The sequence below is a fragment of the Amniculibacterium aquaticum genome, from assembly GCF_003852705.1.
GTDB classification, from domain to species: Bacteria; Bacteroidota; Bacteroidia; order Flavobacteriales; family Weeksellaceae; genus Amniculibacterium; species Amniculibacterium aquaticum.
On sequence record NZ_REFA01000016.1, the window covers coordinates 25,404 to 43,123 of the forward strand.

Annotated in this window: 17 protein-coding genes; 10 read left to right on the plus strand and 7 right to left on the minus strand. The window is 36.0% G+C overall.

Annotated elements, in window-relative coordinates; all coding sequences use genetic code 11:
• Positions 1-11 precede the first annotated feature (11 nt).
• Positions 12-680: an outer membrane lipoprotein-sorting protein gene (locus EIY84_RS08225; protein WP_124642079.1), complete on the plus strand. Its 669-nt coding sequence runs from the start codon at positions 12-14 to the stop codon at positions 678-680.
• A gap of 10 nt (positions 681-690) precedes the next feature.
• Positions 691-1,044, plus strand: a complete 354-nt coding sequence (locus EIY84_RS08230; protein WP_124642081.1) for a phage holin family protein — start codon at positions 691-693, stop codon at positions 1,042-1,044.
• 12 nt (positions 1,045-1,056) lie between these two features.
• Here EIY84_RS08230 and EIY84_RS08235 read toward each other — a convergent pair whose 3' ends face one another.
• Both EIY84_RS08235 and EIY84_RS08240 read right to left on the minus strand, forming a co-directional pair.
• Positions 1,057-1,572 (minus strand): helix-turn-helix domain-containing protein, encoded by a 516-nt coding sequence (locus EIY84_RS08235; RefSeq protein ID WP_124642083.1) that lies wholly within the window; start codon positions 1,570-1,572, stop codon positions 1,057-1,059.
• Between the two features lie 560 nt (positions 1,573-2,132).
• Positions 2,133-3,227 carry a TerC/Alx family metal homeostasis membrane protein gene (locus tag EIY84_RS08240; RefSeq protein ID WP_124642085.1) on the minus strand — a complete coding sequence of 365 codons (1,095 nt, stop codon included), beginning with the start codon at positions 3,225-3,227 and terminating at the stop codon, positions 2,133-2,135.
• Between the two features lie 361 nt (positions 3,228-3,588).
• Between EIY84_RS08240 and EIY84_RS08245 the strand changes: the two genes are divergently transcribed.
• The 7 genes from EIY84_RS08245 to EIY84_RS08275 all read left to right on the plus strand — a co-directional run bounded on the left by EIY84_RS08245 (position 3,589) and on the right by EIY84_RS08275 (position 11,481).
• Complete coding sequence (locus EIY84_RS08245) at positions 3,589-4,698, plus strand: M14 family zinc carboxypeptidase (RefSeq protein WP_124642087.1); 1,110 nt, start codon at positions 3,589-3,591, stop codon at positions 4,696-4,698.
• Between the two features lie 162 nt (positions 4,699-4,860).
• Positions 4,861-7,416, plus strand: a complete 2,556-nt coding sequence (locus tag EIY84_RS08250; protein ID WP_124642089.1) for an adenosylcobalamin-dependent ribonucleoside-diphosphate reductase — start codon at positions 4,861-4,863, stop codon at positions 7,414-7,416.
• A gap of 157 nt (positions 7,417-7,573) precedes the next feature.
• Positions 7,574-8,005: a BT0820 family HAD-type phosphatase gene (locus EIY84_RS08255; protein WP_124642145.1), complete on the plus strand. Its 432-nt coding sequence runs from the start codon at positions 7,574-7,576 to the stop codon at positions 8,003-8,005.
• A 25-nt stretch (positions 8,006-8,030) separates the two neighbouring features.
• On the plus strand, positions 8,031-8,840 hold the full coding sequence (gene map, locus EIY84_RS08260) for a type I methionyl aminopeptidase (protein WP_124642091.1): 810 nt from the start codon (positions 8,031-8,033) through the stop codon (positions 8,838-8,840).
• Positions 8,841-8,914: 74 nt separating this feature from the next.
• Positions 8,915-9,685, plus strand: coding sequence for a class I SAM-dependent methyltransferase (locus EIY84_RS08265; protein ID WP_124642092.1), 771 nt, complete (start codon positions 8,915-8,917; stop codon positions 9,683-9,685).
• Between the two features lie 126 nt (positions 9,686-9,811).
• Positions 9,812-10,942, plus strand: coding sequence for a 4-hydroxyphenylpyruvate dioxygenase (gene hppD, locus EIY84_RS08270; RefSeq protein WP_124642094.1), 1,131 nt, complete (start codon positions 9,812-9,814; stop codon positions 10,940-10,942).
• A 74-nt stretch (positions 10,943-11,016) separates the two neighbouring features.
• Positions 11,017-11,481: a hypothetical protein gene (locus EIY84_RS08275; protein WP_124642096.1), complete on the plus strand. Its 465-nt coding sequence runs from the start codon at positions 11,017-11,019 to the stop codon at positions 11,479-11,481.
• A gap of 42 nt (positions 11,482-11,523) precedes the next feature.
• Here EIY84_RS08275 and EIY84_RS08280 read toward each other — a convergent pair whose 3' ends face one another.
• From EIY84_RS08280 to EIY84_RS08300, 5 genes are all read right to left on the minus strand, one after another.
• Entirely contained in the window at positions 11,524-12,687 is a 1,164-nt protein-coding gene (locus tag EIY84_RS08280; protein WP_124642098.1) for an iron-containing alcohol dehydrogenase, read from the minus strand.
• 102 nt (positions 12,688-12,789) lie between these two features.
• On the minus strand, positions 12,790-13,584 hold the full coding sequence (locus EIY84_RS08285; protein ID WP_124642100.1) for a prohibitin family protein: 795 nt from the start codon (positions 13,582-13,584) through the stop codon (positions 12,790-12,792).
• On the minus strand, positions 13,577-13,771 hold the full coding sequence (locus EIY84_RS08290; protein WP_124642102.1) for a hypothetical protein: 195 nt from the start codon (positions 13,769-13,771) through the stop codon (positions 13,577-13,579). Before EIY84_RS08290 ends, EIY84_RS08285 begins: the two co-directional genes overlap by 8 nt.
• A 65-nt stretch (positions 13,772-13,836) precedes the next feature.
• Positions 13,837-15,435 (minus strand): S8/S53 family peptidase, encoded by a 1,599-nt coding sequence (locus tag EIY84_RS08295; RefSeq protein ID WP_124642104.1) that lies wholly within the window; start codon positions 15,433-15,435, stop codon positions 13,837-13,839.
• Between the two features lie 3 nt (positions 15,436-15,438).
• A complete protein-coding gene (locus EIY84_RS08300) occupies positions 15,439-15,888 on the minus strand; it encodes a hypothetical protein (protein WP_124642106.1) in 450 nt (149 codons plus the stop codon).
• A 246-nt stretch (positions 15,889-16,134) separates the two neighbouring features.
• On the opposite strand from EIY84_RS08300, the gene EIY84_RS08305 reads away from it, so the two are divergent.
• Positions 16,135-17,679 (plus strand): APC family permease, encoded by a 1,545-nt coding sequence (locus EIY84_RS08305; RefSeq protein WP_124642108.1) that lies wholly within the window; start codon positions 16,135-16,137, stop codon positions 17,677-17,679.
• The last annotated feature ends 41 nt before the right edge of the window (positions 17,680-17,720 follow it).

The following is a 17,720-nucleotide window of genomic DNA, read 5'->3' on the forward strand; positions in this document are numbered from 1 at the left end:
GAAATTATTTCATGAAGAAACTATTGATATTTTCATTATTATTTATATTCTCATCTTTATTTTTCAGCCAAACAGCAAAAGAAATTATCGGAAAAAATATCGAACTATCTGGAGGCTTAACGCATTGGAAGTTGTTGAACTCCGTGCAATTACAAGGTAAGGTTGTTTTGGGGGTGAACGATGAATATCCCATAAAAATTTACCAAGAAAGACCCAACCTAACAAAAACCATTATCGTCATTAACAAAAAAGAAATTCCAACTGCCGGTTATGATGGAAAACAAGGTTATGGTATGAATTATGCAACCAATAAATTGGAAGTTTATAAAGATTATTTACCAGAAAGTTTTGATAATGATTTTATTGATTGGGAAAATAAGGGCTTTGTAGCAGAATTATTGGGCAAAGAAAAAGTAGAAAATGTAGATTGCTTTAAGGTCGAACTAACGAAGAATGTGAATAAGACAATCTATTATTTTGATGCTCAAAATTATAGATTATTAAAAGAAATTAAAAAGGACGAAACTCTACAATATTCTGATTATAAGAAAGTTGGAAATCTATTTTTCCCCTTTAGAATTGAAAGTTTTAGTCCAAAAAAAGATGGAGATTTTGTAATGATTTTTAATAAAATAGAAATCAATAAGGTGCTTCCTGAAAATACTTTTAAGTTCAAATAAAACACAAGATATGAATTTTATTATCCGACTTATTATTACAGCTGCAGTTGCTTTTGGCTTAACAAAATTTTTGTCAGGAGTTCATTTTGATAACTTTGCAACAGCAATCATTTTTGCAATTGTTTTGTCCTTGCTTAATGGATTTGTAAAACCCATATTCAAAATTATCGGCTTTCCATTAACCATCATTACTTTAGGATTTTTCTCCTTGGTCATCAATGCCGTTATTATTTTAATGGCCGATTATTTTGTTTCTGAAATGAATGTTGATGGTTTTTGGTGGGCATTTATTTTCTCAATTGCATTGTCATTTTTTACTTCTATTTTAAACTCAATTTTTACCAGTTCAGAAGAAAAAGATTAACATCAATTTAATTTAAGGCTCATAACTTTCAAATTTTCCATTTTCATAAAAGATTACAATCTTTTTAATTCTAACATCCTGATTTTCAGTTTTTTGAATATCTTGATATTTTTCTTTGTTTTCTAATCGCTGAGAATCGGCTGTTTCAAATTTATTTGATAAAAGTACATCTGTATTCAAATCTCGAGGTACTTCTTTTAGGATACGATCTTCACTTTCCGTTTTACCGTAGATGTCATCATCAATCAGTGTGAATAAATCGGGTAGGGAAGTTGTACTTAATTTTGCATTTTCTTCAGCTTCATTTTTTTCTGAAGCCAACATTTCACCTTCATTTTTAATTAACCAATCCCATTGCAATTCCGGAAAGCGATCTTTTACTTTAATTAAAAAATCAAGTGAAGGTTTATTTCTTCCCGAAGTAATGTGAGAGATGGATGATCTTTGCACATCAATTTCGTCAGCAAATTCTGAAAGACTAAACTGTGAGTACTCGATAATTTTTGAAATTCTTTCGTTCAGAGTCATGGTTTAACATTGTAATTACATTTACAAATGTAACAAAAGATTTTTAAGTAAGAACCAACAAATGTAAACTAGCATCTTCTTTAGTTAGTTACAAGTGTAAAATTGATGTAACTATCTAATATACAAATTATTATATGTCAAAATGTTAATAACTTACGAATTCTGACCATAAAATTCATATTTTCCGTTGTTTTTCCACACGAAAGAGGTTTATATTGATTATTATTGTGAATAAAGGATTATCCTCATCGTTGATAACCTCGTATGGTATACATTTATAGTGTGTTATACTTATTAACATTAAGTTTGTGGATTACAATTTATTCGTGTAATTTTTTGTTTATCATAATTTTCATAAAGTATAATATACATTTGTAAAGTGCTTTTTTTTACGGTTTGTAAGTCATAATCTGAAGCATTATGATCCAATAAAGTTAGATCTAAACGCTTCGTATTTTATTTCAGATACTATCGTTTGATGGATATAATTCAAAAAAAACTCAGCCAATTCGGCTGAGCTTCTATCGTATTAAAGAATAATTCGCATTAAAGAATACTTGTTAATGTCTCGGAAAATTCTTTTTCTCGTCCTGCTGTGGATGCAATTTTCTTTCTTTTTTTCTCTCTGGAAATAACAAAGAAGTTATAACGCTAAGCCCCAGTATAAAGACGATAATCAGTAAAGAATGACTCGTTTTGAAGCCCATTTCTTCTAAATAATGATGGGCCAGCATTTTGATACCGATAAACACCAATAATGCAGCCAATCCTATTTTTAAGAATCTTAATTTATCCACTACACTGGCCAATAAGAAGAACATGGATCTAAGTCCCATAATCGCAAAAATATTGGAAAAGAAAACGATGTACGGATCGTGAGTAACCGAAAATATTGCGGGGATAGAATCTACAGCAAAGATAAGATCGGTAAATTCGACAATGATAAGTACTAAAAATAAAGGAGTCATTTTCTTAATTCCGTTTACCACAACAAAAAATTTATCCTCTACAAAATGGCTGTGAATCTTAAAATATTTATTGGCCAACCGAACAACAGGGTGGTGTTGTATATCGATTTCTTCGTGTTTATTTCTTTCCAAATACATCTTAACCCCTGTATAGATCAGGAATGCACCAAATACATATAAGATCCATCCAAATTTGGTGATCAATGCTGCTCCAACAAAAATGAAGACAAAACGCATCAATATGGCTCCTAAAATTCCCCAAAATAAGACCGGATGGTAATTGTACTTATCCACTCTAAATGAGGTGAATATGAGCATGATTACAAAAATATTATCTACTGAAAGCGCATATTCTACAATATAACCGGTTAAAAATTCCATTCCCAGGTTGTAGTTATACCTCACAATGTTTTCATTAAAATCGGTACCGATAATGCGGATAGGGTGGTGGTGCTTGTTGATCACGGTTTGCAATGTTTCAAGACTGTTTATGCCATGAATGAGGTGACCGTATTGTGTGATTATAAAGTAAAATGTCATGGCTAAAGCAACCATTAAGAAACTCATCAGTCCAGCCTGCTTCAGAGAAACATCTTGATTTTTTTTGTGGAATAAGCCCAAATCCATTGCGAGAATAACGCCGATAAACACGATGAATCCGAGAAGAAAAAGTACTTCGTTTGTCATTGAAAAAATTTTTGTCAAATATAATAAAATTGACTTTTAAAAACACAGAATTTAACAGATGTAAATAGGATTTTACAACCAGAAATAACTTCAAAAATAATGTTTAAAAAAAGTTTCAATAAATGGGAGAAAATACAAAAAATTTACTTAAAGCAATGTTAAAGTCTTTTATGAAGTAAAATATGTAACTATTTGATTTTTAACAATATAGCAAAATAAAATAAAAATAATTCAATCCACAAAATTACCAACAGACATTATGACAATCTGTCTTGTTTAATGAGTTAACAAATGTGAATAGTATGATTTGTTAGTCAGATTGAATGTTTTGGATTATATTTGAGAAATGTAAATTTTAACGATGTCAAATTTTCAACTCAATTACTGTTCAAATCCTAATTTCCCTAACCGCTATATTCCTTACTGTAAGCTTGAAAAATTTCTACAGGAGAATCTCAGCGATTGTATTTCCCTAATTGGTACTTCGACTCAGGGAAGGAATATTTATATGGCGCGATTTGGGAGTGGTGGTACCAAAGTGTTGGCGTGGTCGCAGATGCATGGGAATGAGTCCAATGCTACGCATGCAATGCTGGATCTGTTAGAATCTTTTAAATATTCTGAAGGATTGGCTGAAGATCTGTGGTCGAAAATTCAATTGGATTTTATTTTTATGCTTAATCCTGATGGTTCACAGGTTTGGACCAGGAGAAATGCTCTAAATATTGACTTGAATAGAGATTATAATATGCTGTCCAGTAAAGAATTTCCGTATCTGAAGGATGTAGCAGAGAATGGGAATTATGATTATGCACTTAATTTGCATGAGCAACGAACGCTGTTCTCGTCGGATGGGGTTTATCCTGCTACTCTATCTTTTTTGGCTCCGGCTGAGGATGTTGATCGGACATTGACGGATACCAGGAAAAAAGCAATGGCTGTAATTTCTAGAATTGTTGAAAAGATGAAGCTTGAAATTCCAAGCCAAATTGCGAGATACAACGATGAGTTTTATCCAACTTCAACAGGTGATAATTTTACAAAAATGGGTTTGCCTACGGTCTTGTATGAGGGTGGGCATTTTCCTGAGGACTATCTTAGGAAAGGGACAAGGAAATGTTTTACAATTGCGTTGTATGAAGGGTTGGTGGCGATTGCTGATCTGGCTGGCAGTATGGACGGTTGGGAGAAATATTTGGAAATTCCAGAAAATAAAGAAGATCATTACGACATTATATATAGGAATGTGAAATTGGATACCAATTATCCTTGCGTTTTGGATATTGCTGTTCAGTATAAAGAGCAAATTTTGGAGGGACAGGACGAAATTACATTTGTACCTGTGGTGGTAGAGGTTGGTGATTGTGGGAAAAAGAAAGGTTGGAAAGAGGTGGATTGTCGCGATAAAAAATTCATCTCCAAGGACTTGTTTCCAAAGTTGGATGAAGTTCAGAATTTTCAAATTTTGTAATTGTGGATAACTTATTTTCATAAAAGTTTACAAATTTTTAATGTTAAATAATTACGAATGAGTTAGTTAATGTTTTTCATTTCTATAAAAGTTTACAAATAATGTAAAAATCATTTTTCTATTTGAGAAATTTATTTACCTTTAATCCATAAAATTTTGGATATGGAAATTTCTACAATGGAAAGAAAAACAACAACATACACATCTAAAGAAGCTAATGATGCAACTTTAGAATATTTCAAAGGCGACGATTTGGCTGCAAAAGTTTGGGTTACCAAATATGCTTTGAAGGATTCGGATGGTAATCTTTATGAGAAAACTCCGGACGATATGCATCGCCGTATTGCGTCAGAAATCGCAAGAATAGAGAAAAAATATCCCAACCCACTGACTGAAAATGACTTGTTTGATTTGATCAAAGATTTCAAATACATCATTCCTCAAGGCAGTCCGATGACGGGAATTGGAAATCATTTTCAAATTGCCTCTTTGTCCAATTGTTTTGTGATAGGAAACGGTTCGGATAGCGATTCTTACGGAAGCATCATGAAAATTGACGAAGAGCAAGTGCAGCTCATGAAAAGAAGAGGTGGTGTGGGACACGACCTGTCTTTTATCCGACCAAAAGGTTCGGCAGTGAAAAATTCTGCACTCACTTCTACCGGTTTGGTACCGTTTATGGAAAGGTATTCCAACTCGACTCGTGAGGTTGCCCAAGACGGAAGACGGGGTGCTTTGATGCTTTCCGTTTCCATCAATCATCCTGATGCCGAAGATTTTATCGATGCCAAATTGGAGCAAGGAAAAGTAACAGGGGCCAATGTTTCGGTAAGGATTGATGACGATTTTATGCAAGCGGTTAAAAACAACTCAGAATATCTTCAGAAATACCCTATCCACAGCGCTAAACCCAAATTTACAAAAACCGTTCAGGCTCATAATATTTGGAATAAAATTGTACATAACGCTTGGAAATCTGCCGAACCTGGCATTCTGTTTTGGGATACCATTGTCAAAGAATCCCTACCGGATTGTTATGCCGACTTGGGCTTCGAGACGGTTTCTACCAATCCTTGTGGCGAGATTCCGCTTTGTCCGTACGATTCGTGCCGATTAATTGCTCTTAATTTGTACTCGTATGTTGAAAATCCATTTACCAAAGAAGCAAAATTCAATTTTGAATTGTTCAAAAAACATGCTGCAATCGCACAAAGAATGATGGACGACATCATCGATCTTGAAATGGAAAAAATTGATGCCATTTTGCAAAAAATAAATTCGGATCCTGAAGATCAAGAAATAAAACATACGGAAAAACATCTTTGGGAAAAAATTCAGAAAAAAACCTTGCAAGGCCGTCGTACCGGTGTGGGCATCACTGCAGAAGGCGATATGTTGGCGGCTTTAGGTTTGCAATACGGAAGCCAAGCGGCTACGGATTTTTCAGTTTTAGTACATAAAAATATGGCTTTGGCGTGCTACCGATCGTCTGTGGTTTTGGCCAAAGAAAGAGGCGCATTCGAAATTTTTGATGCTAAAAGAGAGGAGAATAACCCGTTCATGCTTAGGCTAAAGGCTGCCGATGCCGATTTGTATGAGCAAATGAAAATCTACGGACGCAGAAATATTGCCTTACTTACCATTGCACCAACAGGGAGTACGAGCCTGATGTCGCAAACAACTTCCGGTATTGAGCCGGTTTTTCTTCCGGTTTATAAAAGAAGAAGAAAAGTTAATCCGAACGACAAAGATGTTCGTGTTGATTTTGTTGACGAAGTGGGAGATTCTTGGGAAGAATACATCGTTTTTCACCACCATTTCAAAACTTGGATGAAGGCGAATGAACTGGATACCGAGAAAAATTACACCAATGAAGAAATTCAAGAACTTATCGCTCAGTCTCCATATTATAAAGCCACTTCCAACGATATCGATTGGCTCAGTAAAGTGCAAATGCAAGGCGAAATCCAAAAATGGGTCGATCATTCCATTTCTGTAACCATCAACATACCGAACGAAGCAACGGAAGAATTGGTCAATCAACTTTATGTAAAAGCTTGGGAGTCTGGTTGTAAAGGAGTTACGGTCTATCGTGACGGCTCTCGAGCTGGAGTTTTGGTGGCAGCAGATGATAAAAAAGAAGAGAAAACTGAAGAAATTCTTTCTCATTTTCCAACAAAAAGACCTCAGATTTTGGAGGCCGATGTGGTTCGATTTCAAAATAATAAAGACAAATGGGTAGCTTTTGTAGGTTTGATTGATGGAAAACCGTACGAAATCTTTACCGGTTTGGCCGATGATGACGAAGGTATATTATTACCAAGATGGGTGAATGAAGGTCTGATCATAAAAAATAAAGATGAAAACGGACTATCCAGATACGATTTCCAATTCAAAAACATCAAAGGCTATAAAACCACCATCGAAGGACTTTCTCATAAGTTTAGTCCAGAATTTTGGAACTATGCCAAATTGATTTCCGGAACTTTAAGACACGGGATGTCCATAGAAAAAGTAGTAGATCTGGTGAACCAAATGGAACTGGACTCCGAGTCCATCAACACTTGGAAGGCCGGTGTAGCTCGTGCTTTGAAACGATATATCCCCGACGGAACCGAAGCCAATGGTCAAAAATGTTCCAATTGTGGCACCGACCAAGTCATCTACCAAGAAGGATGCTTGATTTGTAAAAACTGTGGCAGTTCAAAATGTGGTTAATGAACATGTAGATTTCAACTAAACTCCTTAAATATTTTATTAACGAAGGGCTGTTTTATATTTTTTATAAAGCAGCTTTTTTAGATTTACAACGGTCAAGTAGTTTTCTAACAATTTAAAATTTTATCTTTGCATCGTTTTTTAAAATACAAACATGATCAAAAGCAATAAAAAATTAGCTATCGATTTTGATGGAACCATCGTAGATGATGCGTATCCTGGAATTGGTAAACCCAAAATATTCGCATTCGAAACCTTAAAAAAACTACAAGCAGAAGGGTATAGACTTATTCTGTGGACCTATAGACACGGAAGATCTTTAGAAGAAGCCGTTGAGTTCTGCTCAAAAAACGGAATCGATTTTTATGCGGTTAACTCCAGTTTTGAAGGAGAAATTTTCGACTCAGAAACTCAATCCAGAAAGATCGATGCCGATTTGTTCATTGATGATAGAAACTTGGGCGGCTTTCCAGGTTGGGGCGAAATCTATAACATCATCAACGATAAAATTGAATTTAGAGTAGATGGAAAAGAAGTTCTGGCCTATTCAAAATTAAAAAAAGAAAAGAAAAAGGGACTTTTCTGGTAGTTTTTTCTCAATTTTTATATACAGTATGATACAACTAAAAACAATAGAAGAACTCCGACTGATGCGTCAATCTGCACAATTGGTTTCTAAAACTTTAGGAGAGATTGCTAAAATTATTCAGCCCGGTGTCACCACTTTACAGTTGGATAAATTGGCACACGATTACATCAAAGATCACGGTGGCGAACCTGCATTTTTAGGAATGTACGGCTTTCCAAACTCTTTGTGCATCTCTCCAAATGCCGAAGTGGTACACGGCATCCCAAACAACCAACCACTGCAAGAAGGCGATATCCTTTCTGTGGATTGTGGGGTTTATATGAATGGTTTCTACGGAGATCATGCCTACTCTTTCGAGGTGGGAGAAGTGGCTGCCGAAACAAAAAAATTATTGCAAATAACCAAAGAATCCTTATACAAAGGGATAGAGCAATGTGTGCGAGGTAAAAGAGTTGGAGACATCTCCAATGCGATACAAACTTATTGCGAAGCCCACGGTTATGGGGTTGTAAGAGAATTGGTGGGACACGGTTTGGGTAAAAAAATGCACGAAGATCCACAAGTTCCGAATTATGGAAGAAAAGGAAGTGGTAAAGTCTTAAAAGACGGCATTGCTTTGGCCATTGAACCCATGATCAATCTTGGTACTCATGAGGTGAAATTTCATGACGATGGATGGACAGTAACTTCTAAAGACAACTCGCCTTCGGCTCATTTTGAACACGATGTTGCCATCATCAACGGGAAGCCGGTTTTGCTTTCTACATTCCAGTATATTTACGATGCATTGGGTATAGTAAGTGACGAGGAAAAACCATTTACCCAAGATTTTTAAAATTTTTTAAAAAATAGTCAAGATACGGTTCAGAAATTTTTATTTTTGAACCGTATCTTTTTTAAATTCAAAAAGTGAAAAAAAAAATCACTCAGATTGCCCTGAATGTCATACCAAGACCTTTACTAATAAAATTTAGTCTTTGGATTCGTCCTGTTCTTTATCAATATTATAAAGGAGATCAATTTACCGATCCTATTGATGGAAAATCCTATCGTAAATTTTTACCCTACGGATACGGAAAGCAAAGAGAAAATGCACTGTCTCCCGGGACTTTAAGTTTGGAAAGGCACCGTCAAATGTGGTTGTACCTTCAGAATGAAACCGATTTTTTCATCAAAAATTTAAAGGTTTTGCACATCGCACCCGAACAGGAATTTCTAAAAAGATTCAGGAAAATGTCCAATTTGGATTATACTTCTGCCGATCTGTACTCTCCAATTGTCGATGTAAAAGCCGATATTTTAGATCTGCCTTTTGCCAGTGAAAGTTTTGATGTGGTCATTTGTAACCATGTCTTGGAGCATATTGCGGACGATAGAAAAGCCATGTCCGAACTTTTCCGAGTGATGAAACCGGGTGGTTGGGGTATTTTTCAGGTTCCCATGAAAAATTCATTAGAGAAAACTTACGAAGACTTTTCCATTATTGACCCCAAAGAAAGACAAAAACATTTTGGACAATACGATCATGTCAGATGGTACGGAATGGACTATTTCGATAGATTGTCCGAAGTGGGTTTTGAAGCACAAGCCTTGTTCTATTCACAACGATTTGCAGATGAAGATATTAAACGATTTGGACTTAACAAAAATGAAATACTTCCCGTTGTAAATAAAAAATAAGACATTTTCATCTTAATAAATATTTCCTTAACTCAATAGTAAATTGTACGATTGGTAGATTGTTATTTGTATAGTTTTAATATATTTGTAAAAAATAATACAGAAACAATAATCTAAAAAATAAAAATGTCAACACTCACATTTGCAGAGAAAATCGCACAGGCAGAAAATTTTTTGCCCATTAACGGTACCGATTATATTGAGTTTTATGTAGGAAATGCTAAGCAATCCGCACATTATTATAAAACGGCTTTTGGTTTTCAATCCGTAGCCTACGCAGGACCAGAAACCGGAGTTAGAGACAGAGCGTCTTATGTTTTGCAACAAGGAAAGATCAGGTTGGTATTAACTTCCGGTCTTAACTCAGACTCTCCCATTTGCGAACACCAAAGAAAACACGGCGACGGTGTAAAAATCCTTGCTCTTTGGGTAGATGATGCCTACAAAGCGTTTGAAGAAACCACTAAAAGAGGTGGAAAACCATACATGGAGCCTAAAACCCTTACCGACGAATTTGGAGAAGTTAGAATGTCAGGGGTTTACACTTACGGAGAAACCGTACACATGTTTATCGAAAGAAAAAATTATACGGGTGCTTTCATGCCGGGTTATGAGAAATGGGAAAGCGACTACAACCCATCCGATGTTGGTCTTTTGTATGTAGATCATTGCGTAGGAAATGTAGATTGGGACAGAATGTTGCCGGTTGTGAAATGGTACGAAGATGTAATGGGATTTGTAAACATCCTTAGCTTTGATGACAAGCAGATCAACACAGAATACTCTGCTTTGATGTCCAAAGTAATGTCTAACGGTAACGGTTATGCCAAATTCCCAATTAACGAACCTGCTGAAGGTAAGAAAAAATCTCAGGTAGAAGAATATTTGGATTTTTATGAAGGCGAAGGTGTACAACACATTGCGGTGGCCACCAAAGACATCATCAAAACGGTTACAGAACTTAAAGCAAGAGGGGTCGAATTCCTTTCTGCACCACCAGAAGCGTATTACAATATGGTGCCGGAAAGAGTAGGTCATATTGACGAAGATATTAAGAAATTGCAAGATTTAGGAATCCTAATTGATTGCGATGAAGAAGGTTATCTGCTACAAATCTTTACTAAACCCGTAGAAGACAGACCAACATTATTCTATGAAATTATCGAAAGACACGGAGCGCAAAGCTTTGGAGCAGGTAATTTCAAAGCTCTTTTCGAAGCCTTGGAAAAAGAACAAGAAAGAAGAGGGAACTTGTAAAATTGAATGAATTTTTTAACACTTTTGGACTGGTAAGTTTTGCTTATCAGTCCATCTTTTAAAACACATAAAAAATGAAAAAAATAATTTACACTCTTGTTTTTGGAGCCTCTGTCATGGGCTTCAAAGCTCAGTACGGAACGCTGAACGCTATTTTGGATAAATTAGAAACTCAAAAAGGCATTAACCAAAAAGTGGACAATGTTAATTTTGATGATAAAAAATTTATTCAGATCAAAGAATTTGATGATCATACCGAGAGAATGTTCATCATCATCAAAGGAAAAAATGCCAATTTTGTAGAAGTTTTTGATGATAAATCCCGTGGCGATAGCTCATCCAATGTCTTTTCAGGGGATGTTGTGAAAACCGGAAAAAATGTAGTTTCGCTTCGTTTTGATAAGTTGGAAGGGAAAAAAATAGCCGTTCCCATCACCAAAGTGATGCTCTTGACCAAACAAGACGATATCCTGTACCTTTTAGACTCCAACAACAAGGATCGTTGGATAGACGAAACCGCTGTAAATAAAAAGAAATAAAAAAATCCCGGATCAACTTAGACGATCCGGGATTTTTAAATTTTAGTAACTCATTTTTACAATTTCCAAAACCTCATCGGGGCCGATGTTTTTCCTTTCGCCCAAGATCCAATTTCTTTCGGTAAACGATTGTTGAATTTTTTCAGCAGTTCCTTCATATTCTTCAACATAGCCCGATAATCGGGTAGGAATGCCCATTCCTTGGAAAAATTCTTCCATTTTTTTAATTCCAAATTCTGCTTTTTCTTTTGCATTTTCCCCAGAGATATTCCAAACTCTATCTGCGTACTGACAAAGTTTTCCTATTTTATTTTCCATATTGAAACGATAATGCGACGGAGCAATTATTGCTAAAGTTCTGGCATGATCTATACCAAAGAGTGCTGTCAACTCGTGTCCCATCGAATGTACCGCCCAATCTGTAGGTACCCCTTTGCTGATCAAACCGTTGAGAGCCATGGTGCAACACCACATAAAATTGGCTGCAGCATCGTAATCAAATTCATCTGCCAAAACTTTAGGAGCAACTTCTTGCAGGGTAATCATAATGCTCTCCATAATTCTTTCTTGTAATGTGGCAGCGGTTGGATAGGTCATGTATTGTTCCAAGACATGAGAGTAGGCATCGGCAATTCCGTTGGCAATTTGTTTTTTCGGAATGCTGCGAATGACTTCCGGATCCATAATAGAAAATTGAGGAAATAATCCTGGGCCACCACTGGAAAGTTTTTCTTTGGTTTCTCTTCTGGAAATGACATAACCCGAATTCATTTCAGAACCTGTTGCGGGGAGTGTAAGCACCGTTGCGAAAGGCAAAGCATCGCCTTCAAAAAATCTAATTTTTTGGGTTAAAATATCCCAAGGTTCATCTCCATCGTATTTTGAAGCAGCCGCTAAAAATTTAGTTCCATCAATTACAGAACCACCGCCAACTGCCAAAAGATAATCGATGTTTTTCTCCTGGATCACCTTCAGGGCATCCAATAAAACAGAATATTCTGGATTGGCAGGTATGCCTCCAAATTCGGACAAATCAAAGTCTGAAAGTGCCGATTTTACTTGGTCGTAGATGCCGTTGGATTTTATACTTCCACCGCCATAAAGCATTAATATTTTAGCATTTTGAGGGATCTCTTTGGATAGTTTATGGATTTCTCCTTTTCCAAAAATAATTTTGGTAGGATTTTTAAATTCAAAATTGAGCATATCTATTTTTTAGAGGATAAATTTATGTTTTTATATTTCAATAAAAAACAATTTGTATTATTGATAAAAAAAATCACTTCCAACGAAGTGATTTTTTAGGTGTTAATCAACTGATTTGAAGAAGGAAGGAGCGTTGCCGTAAATAGCGGTTTTGCCGTCCCATTTTTCAATAAATTGTTGTTGGATAAGTAAATTGTTAAGCGATTGTTTTCTTAGTTCGTTGGCTTTAGCCTCTGCTTCAGCTTGTACGATAAGTTTTTTAGCATTGGCCTCAGCAACTTTTAATTCGTTTTCCACTCGTTGTGCTTCTTGTATCGCTGCATTTTTTGCATTAATGGCTTTGGTAATGGCATCTGGATATTGTATTCCGGAGGTCAATTGCTCCATGGCAAAACCTTCTTTCTCCAAAAATTTATTCATTTTATCTTGAACCCCGTTTTCAAAAGCTTCTCTACGACTGATGATGGAATCGGTTGTGTACTTGTTGAATTCAATTCTATATACATCTTTAATGTGGTTAACCAAAGTGTTTTGTAATACTTCGTCAATGTTTTTTCTGTACTTTTTAAATATTTTAGGCGATTGTCCATCTATAACTTTCAGAGACATGGTGGGATCTACAGTAAATACCGATCCGTCTTTGGCATTCACGGTAAAGGGTTGATAATTAATGGTCTGAACATAAGTTGGCACCTCGAAAACCTGTTCTGTAAGTGGGTTATACCAAACGCGACCTGTAACCAACGCTACATCTTGCACCCCTTTGTCGGATCCGTACATTTTTACCAAAAGACCTTCGTGTCCTGCATCAATTCTTTCGGTACAGGTGAGTACAATAATTAGCATTATAAAACTTAACGCTCCGCCAATAGCTAGGCTGATTTTGTTTTTATTCATTTGTAAAATATATTTTTTTGATGATGAAATATGTTGAAACAAAAAGTAAACTCAGTGAAACAACACCCAGAATAACAGAATTGTTATCGGCTTCGGATAACCACCCGAAAATAATCTGAAGTGCATATAGAAATAAGGCCAATAAAATGGGTACCAATGCAATTTTGAATATAGAATTTGCGCTCATTATCTTTGTGTTCGATTTGTACAACGGTGCTAAAATAACCATTAATAGATGGTTTTCAAAATAATTTAATTTTTTTTGATGAACTTCTTAATGGTAAAGTCTTGGTTTATGAAAATTTTTAAATAATAGATGCCATTGTCTAAAGAATGTATATTTATAGACTTTTCATTTTCATTTTTCAATATTAATCTTCCAAGCTGATCGTAGATTTCTACCTTATCGGGAGTTAAATCACTGTTGATGTTTACCGTTTCATGGGCCGGATTTGGATAGACGGTAACTGGAGTTTTTACTGAAAATTCTTCGGCACTCAAGGTGTTCAGTAACAATCCGAAATTCAAGATACCATATCCAATTTGGTTGGTATAATTTGGAAATAACGAAGCGGTTTCTCTCAATTTTGTTCTCATAAGATCACGGTTCATATTGGGGAATGCTTGTATTAGACAAGCCACTCCACCAGCTGCAACCGGTGTTGCAAGAGAGGTTCCGCTGGATGTGGTTGCACCCGTTCCGTTTACAGAAGCCGTAGCTGTACCTCTGGCACTGGCATCCGGTTTTACAATTCCTAAAGAATTGGGACCAAATGATGAAAAATTAGAGGAAACTCCCAAGTTATCCACAGCACCAATGGTGAAAACCTTTGCATTGTCCGCCGGTGTCATGATGTAATGCCAGCTTTGCTGACCGGCATTTCCTGCAGCTGCCAATACAAAAATTCCTTTTTCTGTAGCAATTTGTGCACCTCTGGCAATAAAAGAAGTAGTACCGTTCATGTCACTGTATTGCAAATTGTATCTCGGGTCGTCAAAAACATTGTAGCCCAAAGAAGTGGTGATGATGTCCACACCTTTTCTATCGGCTTCTTCCGCGGCTTCTATCCAATAGAGTTGTTCTTCTGGGATTTCTTGGTTATAACTTTCGGTTGCGTACAGATAAAAATCGGCATCTGGAGCAGACCCTACAAAAGTTCCGTCGATATAACCGCCTATGGCTCCTAAAACCACAGTGCCGTGTGCATAGAGGTTGGTATTGTAAATGTCAGTATTTTTCGAAATAAAATTGTAGCCGCCTTTTATTTTGTTGTTGGTCCACAATCTGGAAAACGGTGTCCCGCTATCAACTTGCGGAAAACCGGTGTCTATAACAGCAATTGTGGTTCCGTTGCCTGTGTATCCGGACAAATGCAGGTTTCTAAGATTAATTTGGTCAATCTGTGCTAAGCCATTCCCATAATTAAAATTGATTAATGAGGCTTTGTTGGTATTTTCCCATTTGTTGAATGTGGAATTTTTAGTTGAAGGATTCGTATTTTTTGCAAAACTTTCCACCGATTGTACAAAAGTTTGGCTTTGTAATACAACCTTTTCTGCTGCTGTAGCGTTTACGGCAACTCCATTTAACCATTTAGAATAATCGGTAACGGTAAATCCTAAATTCTGAATATTCTGAATATAAGAAGGCTCAATAGGAGCATCTTGATCGTTTAGCGAAATGCCTAGAGCCAATCGACGGTTTAGGGACTTTTGTGTAAGTTCGGACAAAGGATTGGCGTAGAATGCGGCTTTATTGGGTTTATCTTTAAAAAAAACAAAGACCAACTCTGTCTGTGCCGACATTTCAAAACTTATGGTTGCAAATAGAAGAAGTATGGTTTTTTTCATTTTTTAGTGGATATAGGTTTTATTTCCGTTTTTGTTGATGTAGTATCGTCCACCATTTGGGCCGGTGTAGATGGTACGGTTCTTATATTTTTTGTTTGTACTATTTTTTGAAACGGATGTTTTTTGTGACGATTTTTTTCCAAATAGCCAAGACCAAAAGGACGACTCTGATTTTTTTGGACTGTCTTTTTTTTCAATTCTTTCGATAATGCTCGGTTCGTTGTTTGTTTTCGGCCCCAAGTCTTTATCTTTCTTATCTGCCAATTCTGCTTTTATGGGCTTGGTTGCGTAGGTTCTTTCGGGTTTTATATTTTGGTTGGTAGTACCCGTATTCAACTCTTCTTTTTTTGTATAAGTTCTTTTGTGAACGACCTTGGTATCGGTGTTTTGAGTGTAGAAATGCGTATATCCGAAAAATAGAAATACAAGACTTAGGGTTGTGGTTATTTTCATTTTCAAATGTTGTGTTTTGTATATATTTAATTCAAAAATAACAATACTTTTTCAATTGAATTCAATTTATGATAAAGTTGTATTTAAAATTTGTTTTGAATGAACCCAAGATCCCTTGAATAAATTTTTCATACTGAAAATAGGCGAATTAAATACGATATGGAAAAAATATTAAAGTTTATTTAGTAATATAAGTTAAAGTTTTTAAATTTTTTTTACTTTCGTGAATTGTAAAAATATATTTATATGTCGAATATTTGGATTAAAAAACCCATGGAAGCTTATGAAGCAGACATCAAAAAAAGTCAGCTGAAAAGGGTATTGGGTAAATGGAGTTTAACAGCCATTGGGATTGGTGCCATTATCGGTGGCGGTATTTTTGTACTTACCGGAACCGGAGCTTATTATAACGCAGGACCTGCATTGGCGCTATCTTTTGTAATAGCCGGAATAGCTTGTGTTTTTGCAGCTTTGTGTTATGCCGAGTTTGCCTCAATTCTCCCCGTAGAAGGTTCTGCTTACGCCTATGCTTACGGAACTGTAGGAGAAATTTTTGCGTGGGTTATCGGTTGGGGGCTTATTCTGGAATACGCCATGGGATCGATGACGGTAGCTGTTTCTTGGTCCGGATATTTTGGTAAGTTACTTAAAATGTTTGGCCTGCATCTTCCGGATTGGCTGACGACAGATCCACAAACTTACGCTGCGGCAGGTAACTCAGGATTTGCCATGAATTTACCCGCATTATTAATCGTTTTGTTTGTCATCGGTATTTTGCTGAATGGAACTAAAGGAGCTGCAAAAGCCAATAATTTTATAGTAATGCTTAAGGTTTCTGCAATTATTTTTGTAATTATTGCGGGAGCATTTTTTATCAATATGGACAATTGGGTACCGTTCATCCCTGAGCCAACAACCATTACAGAAAATGGTGTTTCGCATTCAGCATACGGGATTGGAGGAGTCATTGCCGGTGCTTCGGCCATATTTTTTGCTTATGTTGGTTTCGATGCCGTTTCTACACAAGCCGGAGAAGCCATCAATCCGAAAAAAGATGTACCTTTTGCCATCATCGCTTCATTATTAATCTGTACAGTACTTTATATCTTGGTGTCTTTAGTATTAACCGGGATGATGCATTATTCAGATTTCAATCCATTAGGAAAATATCCGGATGCCATAAAAGCTCCTGTAGCCTATGCCTTTGATATTGCAGGTCAACAATGGGCAGGTTATATCATTACCATTGCTGCAACTGTTGGTCTGATCTCAGTTTTGATGGTACTGATCATGGGACAATCCAGAATATTCTTAGGTATGTCTAAAGATGGTCTTATTCCTTCGACTTTCTCAAAAGTGAATCCATTGTCAGGAGTTCCTAGAAAAAATCTAATTATTGTAGGGATTGTTATTGCAGTGGTGGCTTCTTTAACGCCCATTAACGATTTGGCACACATGACCAGTTTCGGAACTTTGTTTGCCTTTACCATGGTTTGTGTTGCCGTTTGGATCCTAAGAGTGAAAGAACCGAATTTGCAAAGAAACTTTAAAGTACCTGCTTTACCAGTTATTGCTGTATGTGGGATACTGATCAATATTTACCTTATTTTTAACCTGAGTTTAGAAGCTAAAACATACTCAGCAATTTGGATGGTTTTGGGATTGATTATCTATTTTATGTACAGTAAGAAAAACTCTAAATTACAAAAATCAGGTGGTTTTGGAGAGACTTTTAAAGCAGAACAAGAACCCTTAGAAGAATACGATATCGATCTTGACAATAAAGATTAAAAATAAACCCAAATCCGCTACAGCAATGAAGCGGATTTTTT